The sequence below is a fragment of the Rhodococcus sp. NPDC003318 genome, from assembly GCF_042879035.1.
In the GTDB taxonomy this organism is placed as follows: domain Bacteria; phylum Actinomycetota; class Actinomycetes; order Mycobacteriales; family Mycobacteriaceae; genus Rhodococcus_G.
On record NZ_JBIAOU010000003.1, the window covers coordinates 194,417 to 215,216 of the forward strand.

Here is a 20,800-nt window from a genome sequence, read left to right on the forward strand (position 1 = left end):
ACGAGTAGGGGCCGACCTGTTCCGGCAGTTGCTCGGGCACGAACTGTTCACCTCGCTTCGGGCTCAGCCCGACAGACTAGGAGACCGATGCGCATCCGTCGATCCCCGTGCGTTGCGATTCCGGCAGACACGGCGCGTCCGATTGTGCGGTGTACAGCGTCATCGGGCACGCTGTCCGCAGCGGAGGAGGTGGTGCGGCGATGCGGATGACGGCGTTGGCGGTGGCTGCGGTGGTCGCGGTGGTCGCGGCGGGTGGGGTGATCGGCGGTGCACCGGCGGCTGGTGCGGATCCCGTGGTCGGGACGGGCCCTTGCGCCACCGATCCGCCGGTCGAGCACGAGTCGATCGTCCCGGAGAAGGTGAACATCCCGGTCCCGTATCCGTGGGTGGAGCCGGTGCCGTTCCCGGCGCCCGAACCGGAGCCGGTGCGGGTCGCGCAGGACCCGCTGCCCGCGGACCCGTGCCGGAACCCGTGCCCCGACCTGACCGACGGCCCCGACCTGTCGCCGAGCGGCCTGTCGTCGACCCTCGGCATTCCGCAGATCGGGCTCGACTTCAACCCGTTCGTCTTCGGCATCCCGGTGGCCGGGCCGCCGGAGGACCTGCCTGATCCGCCGGAACAGGCCGACCCGCCGACCGAGACCGCACCGACGGCGCCGAAGCGCGCCACCCCGCAGGTCGGGGCGGTGGACATGGTCGGAAAGGTGACCGGCGCGAGCTCGACGAACCGGACGGACAAGCGCTGGCAGGTCAACGGCACCGACCTCGGGATCATGTGGGAATCCGAGCCGGGGAAGGTCGCGGTCGCGTTCGGCGACACCGTCGGACGCGGCTTCCAACCGCCGGGTGGGCAGGGTGAGGACTGGCGGAGCAACGTGCTCGGGTTCAGCACGGACCGCGACCTCGCCGACGGGCTGACGATCGACACGTTCGTCCAGGACAGCCGCTGCCACGCCGCGGAGGTGCTCGGCAGCCGCAAGATCGACAACGTCGAGATCACCACCATCCCGACGTCCGGTTTCGCGATCGGGTCGCGGCAGTACATGAGCTACATGTCGATCCGCACCTGGTTCAGCATCCCCGCGACCTGGTACACCAACCACGGCGGCATCGCCTACTCCGACGACGGCGGCCAGACCTGGACGAAGGACCCGTACGCCCGCTGGGACAACATCTTCGGGCTCGGCAAGTTCCAGGTTGCGTCGATGGTGCCGCAGGGCGGGTACGTGTACATGTTCGGCACACCCAACACGCGGCTCGGTGAGGTCGCGCTCGCGCGGGTGCCGCAGGACCAGGTCCTCAACAAGTCGGCCTACCAGTACTGGAGCGACGGCGAGTGGACGCCCGTCGGCGGCGCGCGATCGGCGTCCCCGATCGTCTGGGGCACCGCGGCGGAGGCGTCCGTGCGGTACGACGCGGCCCGCGACGTCTGGCAGATGACGTACCTCGACACCCTGCGGACCGGGATCACCCTGCGCGAGTCCGACACGCCGCAGGGACTGTGGTCGGAGCCGGCGCGTCTCGTCGGCGTCGAGTCGTACCCGGAGCTGTACGGTGGGTTCATCCATCCGTGGTCGACCCCCGACGAGCTGTACTTCACGTTGTCGACGTGGTCCGACTACAACGTTTTCCTGATGCGCGCCGAGCTCGACTGACGGGCCGGCGCCAGACCCGAGGAGTCGAATCGTGGCGCAGTGGCCCGCGCAGTGGCCGCACCCGGCGAAGGCGATCGCCACCGGCACCGTCGACGCGGTGACCGCCGCGGCCGCCGCCGACGCGGACACCTTCGCCGACGCGACCGACCGCCTGCTCGCCGCCGAACCCGACCAGGTGCGCGCCGTGCACTCGGCGATGGTCCGGGAACTGCTCGAGGGCACGCACCCCGACGGACTGTCGGGGGAGGCGGTGCAGGAGGTTCTCGAGCGCACCGCCCGAGCGGCCGCAGTCTGGCTGCCGACCCTCGACGTCGCCGCACTCGCCGTCGTGCTGACCGGATCGCTCGGGCTCACCGACTACGACGAGGACACCGCACGCGTCGGATGGCCCGTGGTCCTGCGGCACGCGCTGCTGGTGATCGCGGACCTGCTCACCGTCGCGCAGTCGCCGGCCGACGGCTACCTGCTGCGCGCGATCGGCGAGATCGCCCGCGCCGAGACCGTCGAGATGCCCTGAACGGACGTCCGCCGCGCTCCGCGAGGTCGCGGATCCCGAGCAGCATCTTCCGGCACATCACGAACGAGATCGGTTCCAGCAACGTCGGTCCGAAACCCAGGCGGCTGGCCAGCGTGGGCCCGTGCGCGTAGCGTCCGCGTTCGAGCAGTCGCGTCGCGGCACCCGGTCCCGGCACCACATGGAACGACCACAGCGCGCTGTCCCCGGTTTCCGCCGAACCGTTGTGCAGGACGAGACGGCTGTTCGTCTCGATCGCCACGACCGGTAGCCCCGGCGCGGACGGATGCATCGCGACGACGTCCCCCACCTGAAGGTGCTGGAAGTCGTCGAGAATGCGGTCGGTGTTCCGGATGCGGCAGCCGATCAGGTTTTCGAGGCCCTGATAGCTGTAGAAGCCGCCGCGTCCCTGCCCGATCTGGACGATCCACCGCCACACCGCGTCCGGCGGGGCGTGCACGGTGACCTCGTGTGTGTAGGTCCAGTCGGCGTCCGGAACCAGTTCGTCACCGGGCAGTGTTGCCTTCCGCTCGTCATCGGTGGCACCCCACGCGGTGCGCCACCGGCGCAGGGGTGCCGATGTTGCGAGGTTCGCTGCAATCAGCACTGCTCCGGACACCGAGTCGAGCACGGTGCCCGCCCGCGAGGTCACTGCCGCACGCCCATCGGACTACCGCCCTTTCGTATCGCGCGGAACCGGACTGCGGAGGAGCGAGGCATCCCGGTGGCCGGCCGGTGGGTGGTGTTCGAGTCAGCCGCCGTGAACGGAGACCGTCTCCGGGTCCTCCTCGGCGGGGCCGGTGAACTGGCTGACGTAGAGGTCGCGGTAGGCGCCGCGCGCGGCGAGCAGTTCCTCGTGAGTGCCCTGTTCGACGATGTGCCCCTCCTCCATGACGATGATGACGTCGGCGTCCCGGATGGTCGAAAGCCGGTGCGCGATGACGAAACTCGTCCGGTCGGTGCGCAGGTTCGCCATGGCCTGCTGGATCAGCAGTTCGGTGCGGGTGTCGACGGAACTCGTCGCCTCGTCGAGGATGAGGATCACCGGCTTGGCGAGGAAGGCGCGGGCGATGGTGATCAGTTGTCGCTCTCCGGCACTGACCCCGCCGCCCTCCTCGTCGAGGACGGTGTCGTAGCCGTCCGGCAGTGCGCGGACGAAGTGGTCGACGTGGCTGAGCTCGGCGGCCGCCATGACCTCCTCCCGCGACGCCGTCGGGTCGCCGTAGGCGATGTTCTCGTAGATGGTGCCGCCGAAGAGCCACGAATCCTGCAGCACCATGCCGGTCCGCTCGCGCAGGTCGTCACGCGTCATGGTCCGGGAGTCCACACCGTCGACCCGGATGGTGCCGGAATCGACGTCGTAGAAGCGCATGATCAGGTTCACCAGCGTCGTCTTGCCCGCCCCCGTCGGCCCGACGATCGCCACCATGTGTCCGGGTTCGGCGACCAGTGTCAGGTTCTCGATGAGCGGCTTGTCGGGAACGTACCGGAACGACACGTCGTCGAAGCCGATGCGCCCGGAGTTCGTCTGCGGCGTCCGCGGATCCGCCGGGTCGGGGCTCTGTTCGTCGGCGTCGAGAATGTCGAAGATGCGTTCGGCGGACGCGACACCGCTCTGGAGGAGGTTGAACATCGCGCCGATCTGCGTGAGCGGCATGGTGAACTGGCGCGAGTACTGGATGAAGGCCTGCACCGACCCGAGACTGAGCGAGCCGGACGCCACCTGCAGCCCGCCGACGACGGCGACGGCGACGTAGTTGAGGTTTCCGAGGAACATGATCGCCGGCTGCACCATGCCCGAGATGAACTGGGCCCGCCAACTCGAGTGGTAGAGCTTGTCGTTGCGGGTGTCGAACTCGTCCTCGACCTCCGCCTGGCGTCCGAACGCCTGCACCAGTTCGTGGCCGGTGAACGCCTCCTCCACCTGCGCGTTGAGTTTGCCGGTCGACGACCACTGCGCCACGAAGTGCGGCTTCGACCTCTTGGCGATCTGTGCGGTCGCGACGAGTGCCAAGGGGACCGTCGCGACGGAGATGAGCGCGAGCAGCGGGGAGATCGAGACCATCATCACGAGGATCGCGACCACGGTGAGCGCCGAGTACAGGAACTGGGAGACGGTCTGCTGCAGGCTCTGTGACAGGTTGTCGAGGTCGTTGGTGACGCGGCTGAGCAGATCACCTCGCGGGACGGTGTCGAAGTAGCGCAGCGGCAGGCGGTGCAGTTTGGCCTCGACGTCGGCGCGCAGCCGTCGAATGGTCCCGACGACAACGATGTTGAGCAGATAGGCGCCGAGCCACGACAGCAGCGCCGACCCCACGTAGAGCCCGAGGACGACCAGCAGCACCTTCCCGACCGCGGTGAAGTCGACACCCACGCCGGGGGTGACGTCCATCGAACTCACCATGTCCGCGAACGTGTCCTGGCCCTGCGCGCGGAGTTCCGCCACGGCCTGGTCCTTGCTGTCCCCCGGGAGCATCCGGCCGATGACACCGTTGAAGACCAGGTCGGTGGCATGACCGAGCACCCGCGGCGCGAGCGCGGTGAGGATCACCGCGCACACGGTCGCGGTCAGGATGGTCACCACGAAACCGCGATAGGCGAGCAACAGGCGCACGAGCCGCTTCACGGACGGCCCGAAGGACCGGGCCTTCTGCTGCGCCGGCGCTCCCATCGGCCCCCGGCCGCCGGGGCCCGTCACGACGCGTCCTGGACTGCGAGCTGGGATTCGACGATCTCCGTGTAGGTGGGGCAGGTGCCGACCAGGTCGTCGTGTCTGCCCAGGCCGACGATGCGCCCGCGGTCGAGGACGACGATCTGGTCGGCGTCCATGATCGTCGACACCCGCTGGGCGACGATGATCACCGCGGACGCCATCGTCTCGGGGCGCAGCGCGGAGCGCAGTCGCGCGTCGGTGGACAGGTCCAGTGCGGAGAACGCGTCGTCGAACACGTACACGGCCGGTCTTCGGACCAGCGCCCGGGCGATGGCCAGGCGCTGACGTTGACCGCCGGAGACGGTGGTGCCGCCCTGCGTGATCGGTGTGTCCAGTCCCTGGGGCATGGCGCGGACGAAACCGTCGGCCTGGGCGATGCGCAGGGCCTCCCACACCTCGTCGTCGGTGGCGTCCGGCTTGCCGTGCCGCACGTTGGACGCGATCGTTCCGGAGAACAGGTACGCGCGCTGCGGCACCAGGCCGATCGCCGAGCGCAGCGTCGCGGGGTCGAGGTTCCGGACGTCCGTGCCGCCCACGAGGACCGACCCGGCGGTGGCGTCGATGAGCCGGGGCACCAGGCCGACCAGCGTCGTCTTACCGGACCCGGTCGACCCGACGATCGCCGTGGTGGTTCCCGGTTCCACGCGAAACGTGATGCCCTGCAGCACCGGAGTGTCCGCACCGGGGTAACGGAACTCGGCGTCACGGAACTCGACCGTGGCCGGAGTGTCCGCGAAGCCGACGGGATCGGCGGGTCGCGCAACCGAAGTCTCCGTGCCGAGGACGTCGGAGATCCGCTCCGCGCACACCGCCGCGCGTGGGGCCATCATCGCGAGGAACGACGCCATCATCACCGACATCATGATCTGCATGACGTAGGTGAGCATCGCGGTGAGCGCGCCGATCTCGACGCTGCCGTCGGACACCTCGTGTCCGCCGACCCAGATGATCGCGACGATGGTGACGTTCGTGATCAACATGACCGTGGGAAACATCAGCGCCATCATCCGGCCGACCCGCAGGCTGGCGTCGGCAAGGGAGTCGTTGGCGCCTGCGAACCGCTCCATCTCGTGGCGTTCGCGAACGAAGGCGCGCACCACCCGGATACCCGTGATCTGCTCGCGCATGATCCGGTTCACGTTGTCCAGGCGGGCCTGCATCGCCCGGAAACCGGGGATCATCACGCGGATGATCAGGGCCATCACGATTCCCAGGACGGGCACCGCCACCACCAGGATCCACGCCAGACCCGGCGCGACGTGCACCCCCATCACGACGCCACCGATGCACATGATCGGCGCCATCACCAGGATCGCCGCGCTCATCACCAGCAGCAGCTGAATCTGCTGGACGTCGTTGGTGGCTCGCGTGATCAACGAGGGCGCGCCGAAGGTGCCGACCTCGCGCGCCGAGAACGTGTTGACCCGGTGCAGCAGGTCGTGGCGGATGTCGCGTCCAACCCCGAGCGCACCGCGAGCACCGAAGTACTGTCCGATGACGGTGCACACCACCTGCACCAGGGCCACGACGAGCATCCAGCCACCGATCCGCAGGATGTACGCGGTGTCGCCCTTCGCGACGCCGTTGTCGATGATGGCGGCGTTGAGGGTCGGCAGGTACAGCATCGCGGCCGTCGCCACGAACTGCAGCACCACCACCGCGGCGATGTACCCGCGATAGCGCGACAGGTACGTCAGGACGAGGCGGGTCAACATGGCCGGCTCGTGACGATGAGCTCCGGATGGTGCTGGGCAGTCACAGTCACGTGGGCGTCCCCCGAGTTCGCGTCGGACAGTTCGGTTGTCGTTCTTCGGTGAGTTCTTACCTTAGGACGTCGACCGATCCGGGGGCATCTCGGTTTTTCGTCAGCCGACGGCCTTCGTGACGAGGGCGCGGAGCCTCTCCTCCACGGCGTCCGTCATGTTCACGACGGCGAACGACGTCGGCCACATGTCGCCGTCGTCGAGGGCGGCGTGCTCGTCGAAGTTGACGGTCGGATACCTCGTGTCGAACTTCGACTTTGGCTGAACGAACATGACCACCTTGCCGTCGGCGTTCGCGTAGGCGGGAAACCCGTACATCGTCTTCGGATGCAGGCCGGGGGCCAGCTCGGTGACGATCCGGTGGAAGGTCGTGGCAACCTCGCTGTCGATCCCCGTGAGCACGTCGATCGCGCCGACGCACGCTTCGAGTTCCCTGGCGAGTTTCGCCGCGCCCTTGAGCCCCTTCGTCGACCGCAGCTCCTCGGCCCGCTGCTTCATCGCGGCCTTCTCGTCGGCGGAGAAGCCGGCTCCCTCACTGGTGTCGTCCACGATGACACGGTACGTCGTGTTGTCGGTGCGCGCGTCTCAATTCCCGGCGGTCCGCCGGAGGCCCGGTCCGTCGCCGTGCAGCAGGTTGGCGCCGGCGATCATCGCCTCGATCGACGACGCGGTGGCGTCGTCGCCCAGACCCATCGCCCAGTGCCTGCGGCCGTCGTGCTCGCACAGCACGAACGTCGCGGTCCGGTCACCGGCGATGCGCATCTGGTGGAACGACAGGATCTCCAGTTGGAACCCACCCTCGTAGAGGATCGCGGTCAACGCGGACACCGGGCCGGACGCGGTCGCGGTTGCCTGCGTGATGGTGTCGCCGATGCCGAGGCGGGCCCGGAACTCGCTGCGTCCGGCGCCCAACGGCGTCACGGACCAACTGCCGAAGCGGATGGGACCGCCGCCGGGAGAGTAGGTGGCGAGGAAGGTCCGCCAGCTCATGCCCGCGCAGTCGCTGCGCATCTCGCGCGGCAGCGGCATGCCGAAGCGAGCCGAGAACGGGTCGGCGGGGGAGGAGAAGGTGTGCTGGGTGTTCCGGATGGCGTTCATGGGGGTGGTCTTCCTGGAATGAAACGGAGGACCAACGCGTAGCTCGACGACCCGCAGCGGGGGGTCGGTCCGAATCAGACCCCGCTACGGCGGCGAACTACGAGGATGCGCGTCATAGCGACCCACGATAGGGACAGAAGTTCGCATGCGCAACCATTTTGTCGAGCATCCCCAGGCTGAGGGTCCGGTTCCCACCGTCCCTCCCCGGCTGAAGGTCACCTTTGTGTCGCTGACGCGCATGAAGGTGGCCTTCAGCCGGGAGGGGTGGCGATCAGACCGCGTCGTCCTCGTCGCCGGGCGCGATCCGGCGCAGACCGCGGTACGCCTCCGCGGGTGTCCGGCGGCCCGCGATGACGGCCTCGACCTCGGCGGCGATCGGCATCTCGACGCCCTGGTCGCGGGCCAGATCCATCACCGTCGGCGCGGTCTTCACCCCCTCCGCCACCTGACCGAGCTCGGCGACGGCCTGCTCGACGGTCAGCCCTTTGGCGAGGAACTCGCCGACACGCCGGTTCCGGGAACTCGGGCTGATGCAGGTGGCGATCAGGTCGCCGACACCGGTCAGCCCGGCGAACGTCCGCGGATGCGCCCCCATCGCCTCACCGAGCCGGGTCATCTCGGCGAGGCCGCGCGCCAGGATCATCGCGCGGGTGTTGTCGCCGACACCGAGACCGTCGGCCATCCCGGACGCGATCGCGACGATGTTCTTCAGGATGCCGCCGAGCTCGCAGCCGAGCACGTCGGTGTTGCGGTACACGCGGAACACCGACGACGCGAACAGCGGTTGCAGCGCGGAGGCGACCCGTTCGTCCTGCATCGCGACGACCGTCGCCGCGGCCATGCCGTCGAGGATCTCCTTCGCGAGGTTCGGACCCGCCATCAGCCCGACCGGATGACCGTGAAGGCATTCGGCGATCACCTCGGTCGGCCGGAGCCGGGTCCCCGGCTCCAGCCCCTTTGCCAACGACAGCACCGGCACCCAGGCGCGGACCTCGTTGGTGATCTGCCCGAGCGCCGACCGCACCGCGTGCGACGGCACCCCGACGACGAGGACGTCGGCCTCGTGCGCGGCCTCGACGATGTCGGCGGTGGCCCGCAGATCCTTCGGCAGTGCGCGGTCGCCGAGGTAACGGCTGTTGCGGTGTTCGGCGTTGATCTCGTCCGCGGTGTCGGTCTCCCGCGCCCACAACAGGGTGGGGGTGTTCCGCACGGCGAGGGACGCCACCGTCGTTCCCCACGACCCCGCGCCGAGCACCACCACACGCACCGGCCGGGCCATCAGTGATCACCCCGGAGCTTGTCGGCCTCCATTGCTTCAGGCTTCCACGCGGCGGTCGCGACGGTGGAAATTTCGCCGAATCGTTGCGGAAGGTCAGTACGGCGCGACCACGCCCGCGATCGGGATCCGGCCCGCGACGGCGGTGCGGAAGTCGACCATGGCCCGCTGCAGGTGGTCCGGTGAGGTGACGACGACGGCGCCCGCGGCGCTGCGGGCCGCGAGGATGCCGTTGGTGTTGACCGCGTTCTCGACGGTGGACCGGGAGGTGTTCTCCTCGGTGATCCGGAAGAAGGGAATTCCGTTCGCCACCAGCCATTCCCGCATCGCCCGCGCCTCGGTGACCCCGTTGCGGGGTACGCCACCGCTGACGATGATCGGCGACAGCGGATACCGCCGGGCCACCTGTAGTGCGGCCTGCAGACGAGAGACCAGCACCGGCTGCATCGTCCCGTCCGGGTAGAGCCCTGCACCGAGGACCACGATGTTGGTGCCGAGCTGGTTGAGGTCGAGGTTGACCGGGAACTGCGTGGTGAGCGTTTCCATCTCGGTGCAGCCGACGATGGCGTCCCGGATCGGTGTCTGGCACCCACCGACGGTGGAGAGGACGCCGTTGACGAGGGTGGTCGGGGTGATGTCGGCCTGAGCGGTGGCCGGGGCGACGAGGGCCGCGGTGGCGGCAGTAGCGGAAACGGCGAGGCGACGGACGCGGGACGTGCGTGAACGCGGCGGCATGACACTCCTTTTCGTGTGGAATTTCCCCGACAGGTGGTGATGACCGTCAACGAGTGTGCCGCAATGCCGCCGATCCCGCAGGGACTTCGATCGGCGGGCGGGTCGTGATCGGGGTGTCCGGGACCGCGGAAACCGCAGGGTGACGCGGCTTTCCGGGCGCCGACCGGGACGCGAAGTTCGTGGCGGATCAGGACTCGCCGCGGGACAATTCGGACGGCCACCAGATTCGGCGGCCGATGTCGTGGGCGAGCGCGGGCACCAGGATGCTGCGCACGACGATGGTGTCGAGCAGGACACCGAACGCGACGGCGAACCCCACCTCGGCGAGGAACACCAGCGGCAGAACGCCGAGGACCGCGAAGGTCGCGGCCAGGACGATGCCCGCGGAGGTGATGACGCCGCCGGTGACGGCCAGCCCGCGCAGGACACCCGACCGGGTGCCGTGCCGCTGCGCCTCCTCCCGGACCCGCGTCATCAGGAAGATGTTGTAGTCGATGCCGAGCGCGACGAGGAACACGAACGCGAACAGGGGGAACGACGGGTCGGCACCGGCGAAGTGGAAGACGTGGGTGAAGAAGAACCCGCACACGCCGAGAGTCGCCGCGAACGAGAGCACGACGGTGGCGATCAGGATCACCGGTGCCAGCAGCGCGCGCAGCAGGATCGCGAGCACGACGAAGATGACGGCCAGCACGATCGGGATGATGACGTTGCGGTCGCGCACCGAGGCGGCCTGCACGTCGACGGTGGCGGCGGTGCTGCCGCCGACGAGGGCGTCGGCGTCCGGGACGGCGTGTACTGCGTCGCGCAGCCGACCGATCGTCGCGAGCGCTTCGGGGGAGTCGTACGCATCGGCGAGAGTCGCGTTGACGACGGTGCGGCCGTCGATCGGCTGGACCGTGAGCAGCGGTGGGGGACACCCGGACTGCGCTGCCGCCCCGGGCGTGGCACCGAGCCGGGCGAGGTCGGCGACCTTGGCGTAGTCGATCTGCAGGCACACCGAGCCGGGTGCGGTGGCGACACCGGGGGTGGCGGCCGCCGCGGCCGTCACCGCGTCCACCTGGTCCGCATTGGTGACGATGACGGCGGGTGCGCCGGTGCCGGGGTCGAAGTGGGTTTCGTAGAGCGCCTGCCCGGCGACCGCGTCGGGGGTGGTGGTGAAGTTCTCGCTGGACGTCAGGCCGTCCGTGTTCAGACTCCCGATGCCGACGGCGAACAGCACGACGAGCAGCGCGCTGGCGCCGATCCAGGCCGGCCGGTCGCGGCGGCCCACCAGCGCGGCGATCCGTCCCCACCAGCCGTGCGTCGCGAGGTCGGCGGCGTGGTCGACGTGCGGGACGCGCGGCCAGAACACCCAGCGTCCGGCGACCGCGAGGAACACCGGAAGGAACGTCATCATCACCAGGTAGGTGCACGCGATGCCGATCGCGGCGACCGGGCCGAGGCCCTTGTTCGAGTTCAGCTCGGAGAAGCCGAGGCAGAGCAGACCGAGGACGACCGTGATCGCGGATGCGGTGATGGCGGGGGCGGATTCGCGCCAGGCCCGGATCATCGCGTCGAACCGGCTGGGGAAGTGGTGCAACTCCTCGCGGTAGCGGGAGATCAGCAGCAGTGCGTAGTCGGTGCCCGCGCCGAGCACGAGGACCATCAGGATGCCCTGACTCTGACCGGTGAGCGTCAGGATCTCCGCCTTGGCGAGGAAGTAGACCAGCATCGACGACAGCCCGAGGGCCAAACCCGCCGACAGCAGCGGGAAGAACCACAGGACGGGCGACCGGTACACGACGAGCAGGATGACGATCACCACGAGGACCGCGGCGCCGAGCAGGGTGCTGTCGAGGCCCTGGAACGCGTCGATGAACGCGACCAGCAGCCCTCCGGGGCCGGCGGGCAGCACCTCGAGTTCGGCGGTCGCGGCCGCCTTCGCGGCGTCCATCACCTGCTGCTCGGTGGCCGCCAGTTCGTCGCCGGTGACGCTGGCGCCGTCGGACTTCGCGACGAGGGGGACGTACTGGGCGGCGGTCGTCCCGTCGGCCGAGTACTGCGTCGGCGTCATCGCGGTGGCGTCGACACCGTCGACGGCGGCGACGGCCTTCGCCGCTTCGGCGATCGCGGCACGGTCGGCGTCGGTCAGTGGGCCGTCCCGGTGGAAGACGACGAAACCGGGGATGGTTTCGACGGTGACGAACCGTGCGGCCTCGTTCGCGGCCTCCGTGGACTCGGCGGATTCCGGCAGGAAAGCGGCGTTGTCGTTCTTCTGGACCTCGGTCAGCTTGCTCTGGTAGGAGCCGCCGAGACCGCCGGCGAGGAAGGCGAACACCGCCAGCAGCAGCACCACGCCGACCGGCCAGCCGCGGCGAGGCGGTTGTGGCGGCGCGGCGGGGGCCGGCTCGGTGTCGAGGTCCACGTCGGGCATGGGGTCTCCTCGAATCCACGGTTCGGGCAACACCAGTGCGGTCCAGTACACCACGCGCGCGGGTTCACGGCCGAGTGGAAATCGATTTTCGATGCCACTGGTACCGTAAGTGGTCCAGGTTGTGCCGCATGACTGCTCAGGCCCTGTCCCGGCGCGGATTCCTCACCTGGTCACGGCGCTCACCGCGGTCGTCTCGGAGGGCGGTCGCGGCGAGTACGTGCTGCGCGAGTTCACCCGCGCGTACCCGGAGATCCGGCCACTGCCGACCCACCTCGGCCACCTTCGTCACCAAGGTGACGCTCCAGGTCGGCGCCGACTACCGGCTCCGGTGCGAATCGTTCACCGACATCGACTGGCGGGAACTGTTCGCTCCGGCCGCGTCGCCTGGACGCACCTTCGAGAGCTACGTGGCCCGCTCGGGGCGCGTCGAGGCCTCTGGTTTCCGTTCACCGACACTCCGTGGCTGAAGGTGTGGACCCCGACACCGCCTGCGTCGTACACGAGTTCGCGACCTGGCACCACACGCGGCAACAGGAGCTGGCCGCGCAGGGCCGCTACCCGATCAACGGTCCCTTCGAGGTCCGGCTGTGCGGACTCGACGACCAGTCGGAGGTCACGGTGGAAACGTCGGGGCCGCCGACGATCTCGGCGCTGCGGCCCCGTCCCGACCACCCGGAGTGGCCCACGGCCCGTCTGGATGAACGTCGTCGGCGTCCCGGGCACGCCCGGACAGGCCGCGTACTTCCGGGAGATGGAGCGGTTCATGCGGGCCAACTACAGCGGCGCCTACGCCACCTTCCGGCCGGAATGGGCGAAGGGATGGGCGTTCACCGACGAATCCGGATTCCTCGATGCGGAGACGATCGAGACCATCGTCCCCGAGACCTATCGCGCCGGCATGCCGGCCGGGGACGACTGGGACACGGCGGCGGCCGCATACAACGCCCATGATCCGCACCGGGTCTTCTCGAACCCCTTGCTGGACAGGCTGCTTCCCTAGGTTGAGCTACCGAGGTTTCGCCTACCGCCGCTCCCGCGGCCGGATGTGTTCGAAGATCAGGATCGTCTCCGTCGCCGCGACCTCGGGTCGCGCCGAGAGCTGGTCGACGACGAAGTCGCGGAGGGTGGCGGTGTCGCGCATCGCGACGTGCAGCAGGTAGTCGTCGGCGCCGGCGACGAAGTACACGTCGAGCACGTCCGGTGCGGCCGCCATCCGGTCGGCGAACTCGGCCATGTGGTGGCGGGCGTCGGCGTGCAGCCGCACCGCGATCATCGCCTCGAGGTCGCGGCCGAGCGCGGCGGGGTCGACCTCGGCGTGGAAGCCGCGGATCACGCCCCGGTCCACGAGGGAGCGCACCCGGGCCAGGCACGTCGAGGGCGCGATGCCCGCGAGTTCGGCCAGCGCGTTGTTGGGGGTGCGCGCGTCGCGGGTCAGCTGGGCGAGGATCACGTGGTCGATCTCGTCGAGCCGGACGGCCCGAACATCGTTCGGCGCAAGGTCCGCTCCCACCCGCCGAGTCGAATTGTCGGCTGCCATATGGAGAGTCTAGAGAATCTTCTTCAGCAACCTGGGCGTATGGCTGCGGAAAATTCATAATGGTGGCAGCGCACCGATCGTGCGCATCGCCCAGCCGAACCCCGAGGAACCCAGATGAGGATCGGAATCCCCCGCGAACTCAAGAACCACGAGTACCGCGTCGCCATGACCCCCGGCGGCGTCCACGAGCTCGTCACCCACGGGCATCAGGTGCTCGTCGAGACCGGCGCCGGCGCCGGATCGTCGATGACCGACGACGACTACCGCGCCGCGGGCGCGCGAATCGTGGCCGACGCCGACACCGTCTGGCACGAGGCCGATCTGCTGCTGAAGGTGAAAGAGCCGGTCCCCGAGGAGTATCCGAGACTCCGTGCGGACCAGGTGCTGTTCACCTACCTGCACCTCGCCGCGTCGCGGGACTGCACGGACGCGCTGCTCGCCGCCGGGACCACCGCGGTCGCCTACGAGACGGTGCGGGGCGCCGACGGATCGCTGCCCCTGCTCGCGCCGATGAGCGAGGTCGCCGGACGGCTCGCGCCCCAGGTCGGCGCCTACCACCTGATGGCCAGCTCAGGGGGTCGCGGCGTGCTCATGGGTGGGGTGCCGGGCACACCCCCGGCGGACGTGGTCGTCCTCGGCGGCGGCGTCGCCGGACAGAACGCGATCGCGATCGCCGTGGGGATGCACGCGGACGTCACCGTTCTCGACGTCAACCCGGCCCGGCTGCGCGAGATCGACGCGCGGTACCGGGGTCGCGTGCACACCATCGCGTCCACCGCCTACGAGCTCGAGCGGGCGGTGCTCGGCGCCGACCTGGTGATCGGTGCGGTCCTGATCCCCGGAGCCCGAGCGCCGAAGCTGGTGTCGACGGAACTGGTGGCGCGGATGCGTCCCGGCTCGGTGCTCGTCGACATCGCCGTCGACCAGGGCGGATGCTTCGCCGACACCCGCCCGACGACGCACGCCGATCCCACGTTCCGGGTGCACGACTCGGTGTTCTACTGCGTCGCGAACATGCCCGGCGCGGTGCCGCGTACCTCGACGTTCGCGCTGACCAACGCGACGCTTCCGTACGTCCTCGCGCTGGCCGACCAGGGCTGGCGCCGCGCGACCGCCGCCGACGCGGGCCTGGCCGCCGGTCTCACCACCCACGACGGCGCCCTGCTCTCCTCGGCGGTCGCCGAGGCCCACCAGGCGGCGTGAGGGCCTGTCTCCGCCCCTGAGGGGAATCGGGAGACAGGCCCGTGTGCGAGTTCGGCAGCCGGGACCACCGAACGCACGCACAGGCACCGGAGGTGCCTATGGTGGGCGGATGAGCGACGCGATCGAAATTCGGCGGGACGGCGACATCGTCACCTGGACCCTCAACCGGCCCGGTACCCGCAACGTGATCTCCGAGCCAGACATGGTGCAGGCGTTCGAGAACGCCATCGCGGCGGTCAACGCCGACGTCACGGTGCGGGTGGTGGTGCTCGCGGCCAACGGCCCGGCCTTCTCCTCCGGCGGCAACGTCAAGCACATGCGGGACCGGGTCGGCATGTTCGGCGGCTCCCCGGCGCAGCTGCGTGACGGCTACCGGCACGGTATCCAGCGCATCCCGAAGGCGCTGTACCACTGCGAGGTTCCGGTCATCGCCGCGGTCGGTGGTCCCGCGATCGGCGCGGGCTGCGACCTGGCGCTGATGTGTGACATGCGGGTCGCGTCCACCGCGGCGAGGTTCGCGGAGAGCTTCGTCAAGCTCGGCATCATCCCCGGCGACGGTGGCGCCTGGCTGCTGCCGCGCGCGGTCGGGCTGGCCCGCGCCGCGGAGATGGCGTTCACCGGCGACGCGATCGACGCCGCCACCGCCCTCGAGTGGGGACTGGTGTCGCGGGTCGTCGATCCGGACGAGTTGCTGCCCACCGCGCAGGCGCTCGCGGCCCGGGTCGCGGCCAACCCGCCGCAGGCGCTGCGGATGACGAAGAAGCTGATCCGCGAGGGACAGCACCAGAGCCTCGAGTCGCTGCTCGAACTGTCGGCGGCGATGCAGTCGCTCGCCCACCACTCGCGCGACCACCACGAGGCGGTCGCGGCGATGCTCGAGAAGCGGGAGCCTGTCTTCCGCGGCGAGTGACCGCCGCGCAGAGTGGGAGATCCGCCACGTAGGCGTCATTTGTCGGCCCGTCATCGTAGAGTGTCCAACCGTGATCATCGTCAGCACGGACGGCTCCTGCCTGCGGAATCCCGGTGGTGCGATCGGGTGGGCGTGGGTGAATCATCACGGCCCGAGCGGTTCGGGCGGTGAGCGGTCGGGAACCAACCAGATCGCCGAACTGCGGGCGTTGCTCGAGGCGATCCGGGCGCATCCGGGCGACGAGCCGATGCTGATCGAATCCGACTCCCAGTACGCCATCAAGTGCGCGTCGGAGTGGGTCGCCGGGTGGAAGCGGAAGGGGTGGCGCACCTCGTCCGGTGATCCGGTCAAGAACGTCGACCTGATCCGCGCCATCGACGACGCGCTGACGGAGCGGCCCGGACCGGTGCGGTTCCGCTGGGTCCGCGGTCACGTCGGGAACCACTACAACGAGGAAGCCGATCGGCTGGCAGGGGAGGCCGCCCGTGCCGTCGCCGCGACGGCGACGGCCGGCCACCAGTCGGCTCCCTCACCTGAATCGCGCCCCGTCGCGGCCACGAGCGGTTCGCCGGCGAAGAAGACCAGGCAGGTGCGGCGACGGGCGGCGGCGCCCGCGGCCGTCGCGGAACCCGAGCCCGGACTGTTCGAGCTCCCGGCCGACGCGAAGGAACTCACCCTCTTCTGACGCCGCAGCCCTTCTGACGCCGCAGCCCTTCTGACGCCGCAGCCCTTCTGACGCCGCAGCCTCAGAGACCGAACACGCGGGTGGCGTTGCCGTGGCACACACCGCGCACCCACTCGTCGCCGAGGCCGAGCCGGGCGACGGCGTCGAGGGCGTGCACGTACGGGTACGGGATGTTCGGGAAGTCGCTGCCGAACAGGATGCGGTCGCCGAGGTTGCGCAGCCGCTGCGAGTCCGCCGGGTCGGCCGGGGCCATCTCGCCGATGAAGTCGGTGAACGCCATCGTCGTGTCGAGCAGGACGGACTCGTAGCGGTCGGCGAGGTCCAGGAACGCCGAGTACTCGGGCATTCCCATGTGCGCGATGATCAGCGGGAGCCGCGGGAACCGGGCCATCAGCGACTCGATCCGGTCGGGGCCGGTGAAGCGCCCCGGCGCCGGGCCGGACCCGCAGTGGATGACCACCGGGACACCCGCGTCCTGGATCTGGCCCCACACCGCGTCGAGCAGCGGATCGCCCGGATCGTAGTCGCCAACCTGGATGTGCGACTTGAACACTCGGGTCCCAGCCGCGAGGGCTTCGGCGACGTAGCCGGGTGCGCTCGTCTCGGGATAGAACGTGCTGGTGTGCAGGCAGTCGGGGTTGCGGGCCGCGAACTCGACGGCCCACTGGTTCAGCCACGCCGCCATGTCCGGTTTATGTGGATAGATCATCGAGGTGAAGGCGTGCACCCCGTACGACCGCAGCCGGTCCAACCGGACGTCCTCGTCGTGCCGGTACTGGATCGGCCACACCGTGCCCGTCAACGGTCCGGCCGAGTCGAAGTAGGCCCACACCTTGTCCATCACACGTTTCGGCATGAAGTGGGTGTGGACGTCGACGATGTGGGTCAGGCCGTGGTCCTCGCGGAACCGGGTGACCGCCTCGACGTCCGCATGCCGATCGTCGTCCGGGTTCGCCGCCTCGGGGATGTCACACATGTCTCCACCCTGTCATGTCGCTGGGAGTGTTCCTCCGATGGTCGACAGCGGGGCACCGAGGTGAATACCGTGACAAACGGTCCTGTTGTTTCGGACCACCGTCTCGACGAGAGGATTGTGCATGCTCACCAACGCGATCAACTGGGTTCTCAACGCATGGGGAACCGTTGCCGCAGGCAGCAGCGGCTACCAGATCCCGCCGGGGACCCTTCCGTTCGGAAGCTGACGATCGTCGAACGAACGGCCGGCACGCACCCGATTCGATCGGGGGCGTGCCGGCCGTTCGCGTGTTCGGACCGTGAGGGTCAGAAGCCCCCGGCCACGCGCACGACGGCACGTCCGGACTGTCCGCCACCGCGGATGCGGTCCAGGACCGCCGCGACGTCCCGCACCGCGACCTCGTCGGTCAGCGCGTCGAGATGTCGGGGACGCAGGTCGGTGGCGATCCGCTGCCACAGGGCGCGGCGGCGCTCGATCGGCAGTTGCACCGAGTCGATGCCCAGCAGGTCGACGCCCCGCAGGATGAACGGCATCACCGTCGTGTGCAGGGCGGCTCCGCCGGTGAGCCCGCTGGCCGCGACCGCGCCGCCGTACTCGATCGTGCTCAGCACGTCCGCCAGCGTCGCGCCGCCGACGCAATCCACGGCGGCCGCCCACTGCGCCTTCCCGAGCGGCCGCGGCTTGGCGTCGGGGTCGGCGGGCAGCCGCCCGATGATCCGGGCCGCCCCGAGTGCGGTGAGCAGCTCGTGTGCCTCCGCCTTGCCGGTCGAGGCCACCACCTCGAAGCCCGCCGCGGCGAGCAAGTCGACGCTGACGCTGCCGACGCCGCCCGACGCGCCGGTAACCAGGACGGGCCCGTCGGCGGGGGTGAGGCCGCGGTCGAGGAGTGCCAGCACGCTCATCGCGGCGGTGAAGCCCGCGGTCCCGACCGTGGCCGCCTCGCGGGGCGTGAGCCCGGACAGCTTCACCGCCCACTCGGCGGGGATCCGCGCGTACTCGGCGTAGCCGCCGTGCCGGGCGGTGCCGATGTCGTAGCCGTGCGCGACGATCGCGTCTCCGACGGCGAAGTCGGGGGACTCCGACGCCACGACCTCACCGGCGACGTCGATGCCCGGCACGATCGGATACTCGCGCACCACGCCGCCGCGCGGGGTCACGGCCAGCGCGTCCTTGTAGTTGACGCTCGACCAGTGGACCTTCACGGTCACCTCACCGGGCGGCAGCGCCGAGTCGTCGAGGGTCTCGGGGTTCAGGGTGACCGCCCCGTCGGCTTCGCGCGCGACGAGGGCGGAGAAGTGGGGAGTCATCGCGCCGGTCAGCGCGCGAGGGGGCTGTAGAAGACCAACCCGTTGCCCTTGTTGTCGTACACCACGGCGCGGCGTTCGTGCGCGTCGTCGTACGGGCCCGTCACGATCCCGCCACCGGCTTCCTCCACGGCTTTCGCCGCGGCGTCGACGTCGGCGGTCTTGATGCCGACGACGACCTGGCCGTGGATCGGGTGGTCGACCGCTGTCGCGAGCGCGATGGTGACCGGGCCGCCGTCGACGGCGGCGAAGTGCGCACCGTCGCGGAACTTGAGGGACATGCCCAGGGTCTCGGTATAGAACTGGATCGACTCGTCGAGGTTGTCGGTCGACAGGACGATCATCTTCACTTCGTGGTCGCTCAAGGATGCCTCCGTCGGTGAAAGTGCCTACGGTGCCCCATTCAACACGACGAGCACCCGCACGACGAGCACTCGCGGGAGGGGCACGATCGACGAATGGACCGCACCGCCCGACTCGCACTGGCCGTCGACCGGCAGGGTGGCCGATGCCTGTGGTGCGGTCGCTCCTTCGGGCCGCTGATCCGGCCGACCACCGACCATCTGGTACCGCGGATCAAGGGCGGCCCCAGCATCGCTGCGAACGAGGCCGCCGCGTGCCCGCGGTGCAACGCGGACCGCGGGCACAGCAGTCCCGTCGACTGGCTCACGCGGTGCCGTGACCGCGACGGCTGGGCACCCCAGGCGGACCTGCTCGTCGCGCTCCTGCACGCGTTGGACACCGAACTCGACACCGTCGGGGGGCATCGTCGCGCGAAGCGTTACCTGTCCGGCCAACTGCGGCGCTGCCGTTGACGTATCCGGGCATATCAGAAATATTTGGGGCCACCGGGATTGACGTTCGAGACTCGACCAAGTGGTCGCTTTGCGCGGCGCGGCGGCCGCGGACCGGCCTGAACGTCACGTCGGCCGAGAGGCGGCTATGATTCGGGCACGCTCGGGATGTCGACAACGAAGCGCCCACGCCAGTGTTCGAGGCAGCCGCCGTGACGGCACGCGAACATGTCTCCCATACTCGGACGAGTCCGGGCCGGAACCCAATCACCCATATCGACACCGTGATCGAATGGAATTCGATCACAACCGAACTGAGGAGTAAGGAAGGATGACAGCTTCCGAAAGCGACGCGATATTCGAGACCCTTTTGGAATCTGCCAAGCGGTTGTCCTTCGATTCGAGAAGTCCCCTCGTCTACCAGTCCGAGCCCGGCGACGACGAACGTCACGGCATGACACCGCAGTGGTCACCCCTGTACGGCACCCCGTTGTGGGAGAGCATGTCCGAGTCGGAGCGCATCCGACTCACCAGAAGCGAAGTGGCCCAGTTCCTGGGTGTCGGCATCTGGCTCGAGGTGGGCTTGCAGGTGGCGCTGCTGCGCGCCGGCCACAGTGCGAATCCGGCCAGGTCGGACATCAAGTTCCTCTTCAACGAATGTGCGGACGAGAACCTGCATTCGCTGATGTTCGCCAACGCCATCGACAGCATCGGGTCGAAGTTCTATCCGCGCGACCGCATGCTGGACTTCTTCGGCTGGGTGTTCCGCCACGTCATCTGGGACGAGGTGGCGTACGGCATCGTCCTCGCCGGTGAAGAGATCTTCGACGTCATGCAGCGTGACTGGATGACCAGCGACGACGTCGCCGCGCCCATCCGCCGCGCCGCCTACATTCATGTCGTCGAGGAGTCCCGGCACATGGCGTATGCGCGTCGCAAGATCCGTGACCGATTGACCGGACTGTCCCGGTTCAGGCGGTCGGCGAGCACCCTGATCATCGCGTTGGGCACGCACCTCATCGCGCGGAGCCTGATCAACCGCCGGGTGTACGAGGACCTCGGCCTCGATTGGGAGGCCGTGAAGTCGAACATCGACGGGAACGAACACCATCGGATGATGTTCCGCAAGGCAGCGGAACCGTTCATCGAATTCCTGAGCAAAGAAGGATTGCTGAATTTCGGCGCTCGATGGATCTACCGGAAATCGAACCTTCTCTGAGT

Annotated in this window: 20 protein-coding genes and 2 pseudogenes; 10 read left to right on the top strand and 12 right to left on the bottom strand. The window is 69.2% G+C overall.

Annotated elements, in window-relative coordinates:
• Positions 1 to 206: 206 nt before the first annotated feature.
• Positions 207 to 1,655, top strand: a complete 1,449-nt coding sequence (locus ACFYVR_RS08290) for a DUF4185 domain-containing protein (protein ID WP_387472018.1) — start codon at positions 207 to 209, stop codon at positions 1,653 to 1,655.
• A 31-nt stretch (positions 1,656 to 1,686) separates the two neighbouring features.
• The gene (locus ACFYVR_RS08295; protein WP_387471571.1) at positions 1,687 to 2,172 is read left to right on the top strand and encodes a hypothetical protein; all 486 of its coding nucleotides are present in this window, start codon (positions 1,687 to 1,689) and stop codon (positions 2,170 to 2,172) included.
• On the opposite strand, the gene ACFYVR_RS08300 is transcribed toward ACFYVR_RS08295, so the two are convergent.
• From ACFYVR_RS08300 to ACFYVR_RS08335, 8 genes are all read right to left on the bottom strand, one after another.
• Entirely contained in the window at positions 2,087 to 2,821 is a 735-nt protein-coding gene (locus ACFYVR_RS08300; RefSeq protein WP_387471573.1) for a hypothetical protein, read from the bottom strand. The genes ACFYVR_RS08295 and ACFYVR_RS08300 overlap by 86 nt on opposite strands.
• Positions 2,822 to 2,920: 99 nt before the next feature.
• Positions 2,921 to 4,867, bottom strand: coding sequence for an ABC transporter ATP-binding protein (locus ACFYVR_RS08305; protein WP_387471575.1), 1,947 nt, complete (start codon positions 4,865 to 4,867; stop codon positions 2,921 to 2,923).
• Positions 4,864 to 6,597: an ABC transporter ATP-binding protein gene (locus tag ACFYVR_RS08310; RefSeq protein WP_387471577.1), complete on the bottom strand. Its 1,734-nt coding sequence runs from the start codon at positions 6,595 to 6,597 to the stop codon at positions 4,864 to 4,866. Before ACFYVR_RS08310 ends, ACFYVR_RS08305 begins: the two co-directional genes overlap by 4 nt.
• 150 nt (positions 6,598 to 6,747) lie before the next feature.
• Entirely contained in the window at positions 6,748 to 7,194 is a 447-nt protein-coding gene (locus tag ACFYVR_RS08315) for a hypothetical protein (protein ID WP_387471579.1), read from the bottom strand.
• 36 nt (positions 7,195 to 7,230) lie between these two features.
• Entirely contained in the window at positions 7,231 to 7,743 is a 513-nt protein-coding gene (locus ACFYVR_RS08320; RefSeq protein ID WP_387471581.1) for an alpha-isopropylmalate synthase regulatory domain-containing protein, read from the bottom strand.
• 271 nt (positions 7,744 to 8,014) lie between these two features.
• Positions 8,015 to 9,022 (bottom strand): NAD(P)H-dependent glycerol-3-phosphate dehydrogenase, encoded by a 1,008-nt coding sequence (locus tag ACFYVR_RS08325; RefSeq protein WP_387471583.1) that lies wholly within the window; start codon positions 9,020 to 9,022, stop codon positions 8,015 to 8,017.
• 93 nt (positions 9,023 to 9,115) lie between these two features.
• Entirely contained in the window at positions 9,116 to 9,754 is a 639-nt protein-coding gene (locus ACFYVR_RS08330) for a YdcF family protein (RefSeq protein ID WP_387471584.1), read from the bottom strand.
• Positions 9,755 to 9,941: 187 nt separating this feature from the next.
• Complete coding sequence (locus tag ACFYVR_RS08335; RefSeq protein ID WP_387471586.1) at positions 9,942 to 12,170, bottom strand: MMPL family transporter; 2,229 nt, start codon at positions 12,168 to 12,170, stop codon at positions 9,942 to 9,944.
• Between the two features lie 128 nt (positions 12,171 to 12,298).
• On the opposite strand from ACFYVR_RS08335, the pseudogene ACFYVR_RS08340 reads away from it, so the two are divergent.
• From ACFYVR_RS08340 to ACFYVR_RS08350, 3 genes and pseudogenes are all read left to right on the top strand, one after another.
• Positions 12,299 to 12,593, top strand: a pseudogene (locus ACFYVR_RS08340) (cholesterol oxidase substrate-binding domain-containing protein); the annotation flags it as partial.
• Between the two features lie 48 nt (positions 12,594 to 12,641).
• Positions 12,642 to 12,800: pseudogene (locus tag ACFYVR_RS08345) on the top strand (cholesterol oxidase substrate-binding domain-containing protein); the annotation flags it as partial.
• Between the two features lie 67 nt (positions 12,801 to 12,867).
• Positions 12,868 to 13,170: a cholesterol oxidase substrate-binding domain-containing protein gene (locus ACFYVR_RS08350; protein ID WP_387472020.1), complete on the top strand. Its 303-nt coding sequence runs from the start codon at positions 12,868 to 12,870 to the stop codon at positions 13,168 to 13,170.
• 21 nt (positions 13,171 to 13,191) lie between these two features.
• Here ACFYVR_RS08350 and ACFYVR_RS08355 read toward each other — a convergent pair whose 3' ends face one another.
• Positions 13,192 to 13,707 (bottom strand): Lrp/AsnC family transcriptional regulator, encoded by a 516-nt coding sequence (locus ACFYVR_RS08355; protein ID WP_387471588.1) that lies wholly within the window; start codon positions 13,705 to 13,707, stop codon positions 13,192 to 13,194.
• A gap of 114 nt (positions 13,708 to 13,821) precedes the next feature.
• Here ACFYVR_RS08355 and ald point away from each other — a divergent pair, with 114 nt between their 5' ends.
• From ald to ACFYVR_RS08370, 3 genes are all read left to right on the top strand, one after another.
• On the top strand, positions 13,822 to 14,910 hold the full coding sequence (gene ald, locus ACFYVR_RS08360) for an alanine dehydrogenase (RefSeq protein WP_387471590.1): 1,089 nt from the start codon (positions 13,822 to 13,824) through the stop codon (positions 14,908 to 14,910).
• A 109-nt stretch (positions 14,911 to 15,019) separates the two neighbouring features.
• Positions 15,020 to 15,820, top strand: coding sequence for a crotonase/enoyl-CoA hydratase family protein (locus ACFYVR_RS08365; RefSeq protein ID WP_387471592.1), 801 nt, complete (start codon positions 15,020 to 15,022; stop codon positions 15,818 to 15,820).
• A gap of 70 nt (positions 15,821 to 15,890) precedes the next feature.
• The gene (locus ACFYVR_RS08370; RefSeq protein WP_387471594.1) at positions 15,891 to 16,505 is read left to right on the top strand and encodes a ribonuclease H; all 615 of its coding nucleotides are present in this window, start codon (positions 15,891 to 15,893) and stop codon (positions 16,503 to 16,505) included.
• Between the two features lie 61 nt (positions 16,506 to 16,566).
• Here the strand turns inward: ACFYVR_RS08370 and ACFYVR_RS08375 are convergent, their stop codons facing one another.
• The 3 genes from ACFYVR_RS08375 to ACFYVR_RS08385 form a co-directional block, all read right to left on the bottom strand.
• Positions 16,567 to 17,481, bottom strand: a complete 915-nt coding sequence (locus ACFYVR_RS08375; RefSeq protein ID WP_387471596.1) for an amidohydrolase family protein — start codon at positions 17,479 to 17,481, stop codon at positions 16,567 to 16,569.
• 305 nt (positions 17,482 to 17,786) lie between these two features.
• A complete protein-coding gene (locus tag ACFYVR_RS08380; protein WP_387471598.1) occupies positions 17,787 to 18,788 on the bottom strand; it encodes an oxidoreductase in 1,002 nt (333 codons plus the stop codon).
• A gap of 8 nt (positions 18,789 to 18,796) precedes the next feature.
• Entirely contained in the window at positions 18,797 to 19,150 is a 354-nt protein-coding gene (locus ACFYVR_RS08385) for a VOC family protein (RefSeq protein WP_387471600.1), read from the bottom strand.
• A 93-nt stretch (positions 19,151 to 19,243) separates the two neighbouring features.
• Here ACFYVR_RS08385 and ACFYVR_RS08390 point away from each other — a divergent pair, with 93 nt between their 5' ends.
• Together ACFYVR_RS08390 and ACFYVR_RS08395 are read left to right on the top strand one after the other, a co-directional pair.
• Positions 19,244 to 19,600 (top strand): HNH endonuclease, encoded by a 357-nt coding sequence (locus ACFYVR_RS08390; protein ID WP_387471603.1) that lies wholly within the window; start codon positions 19,244 to 19,246, stop codon positions 19,598 to 19,600.
• 310 nt (positions 19,601 to 19,910) lie between these two features.
• Positions 19,911 to 20,798 carry a diiron oxygenase gene (locus ACFYVR_RS08395; protein ID WP_387471605.1) on the top strand — a complete coding sequence of 296 codons (888 nt, stop codon included), beginning with the start codon at positions 19,911 to 19,913 and terminating at the stop codon, positions 20,796 to 20,798.
• Positions 20,799 to 20,800: the final 2 nt, after the last annotated feature.

Coding starts and splice junctions, on each gene's coding strand:
- ACFYVR_RS08290 (WP_387472018.1), top strand. CDS start 207: ATGACGGCGTTGGCGGTGGCTGCGGTGGTCGCGGTGGTCGCGGCGGGT.
- ACFYVR_RS08310 (WP_387471577.1), bottom strand. CDS start 6,597: ATGTTGACCCGCCTCGTCCTGACGTACCTGTCGCGCTATCGCGGGTAC.
- ACFYVR_RS08320 (WP_387471581.1), bottom strand. CDS start 7,743: ATGAACGCCATCCGGAACACCCAGCACACCTTCTCCTCCCCCGCCGAC.
- ACFYVR_RS08325 (WP_387471583.1), bottom strand. CDS start 9,022: ATGGCCCGGCCGGTGCGTGTGGTGGTGCTCGGCGCGGGGTCGTGGGGA.
- ACFYVR_RS08330 (WP_387471584.1), bottom strand. CDS start 9,754: ATGCCGCCGCGTTCACGCACGTCCCGCGTCCGTCGCCTCGCCGTTTCC.
- ACFYVR_RS08335 (WP_387471586.1), bottom strand. CDS start 12,170: ATGCCCGACGTGGACCTCGACACCGAGCCGGCCCCCGCCGCGCCGCCA.
- ACFYVR_RS08350 (WP_387472020.1), top strand. CDS start 12,868: ATGAACGTCGTCGGCGTCCCGGGCACGCCCGGACAGGCCGCGTACTTC.
- ACFYVR_RS08355 (WP_387471588.1), bottom strand. CDS start 13,707: ATGGCAGCCGACAATTCGACTCGGCGGGTGGGAGCGGACCTTGCGCCG.
- ald (WP_387471590.1), top strand. CDS start 13,822: ATGAGGATCGGAATCCCCCGCGAACTCAAGAACCACGAGTACCGCGTC.
- ACFYVR_RS08365 (WP_387471592.1), top strand. CDS start 15,020: ATGAGCGACGCGATCGAAATTCGGCGGGACGGCGACATCGTCACCTGG.
- ACFYVR_RS08375 (WP_387471596.1), bottom strand. CDS start 17,481: ATGTGTGACATCCCCGAGGCGGCGAACCCGGACGACGATCGGCATGCG.
- ACFYVR_RS08380 (WP_387471598.1), bottom strand. CDS start 18,788: ATGACTCCCCACTTCTCCGCCCTCGTCGCGCGCGAAGCCGACGGGGCG.
- ACFYVR_RS08390 (WP_387471603.1), top strand. CDS start 19,244: ATGGACCGCACCGCCCGACTCGCACTGGCCGTCGACCGGCAGGGTGGC.
- ACFYVR_RS08395 (WP_387471605.1), top strand. CDS start 19,911: ATGACAGCTTCCGAAAGCGACGCGATATTCGAGACCCTTTTGGAATCT.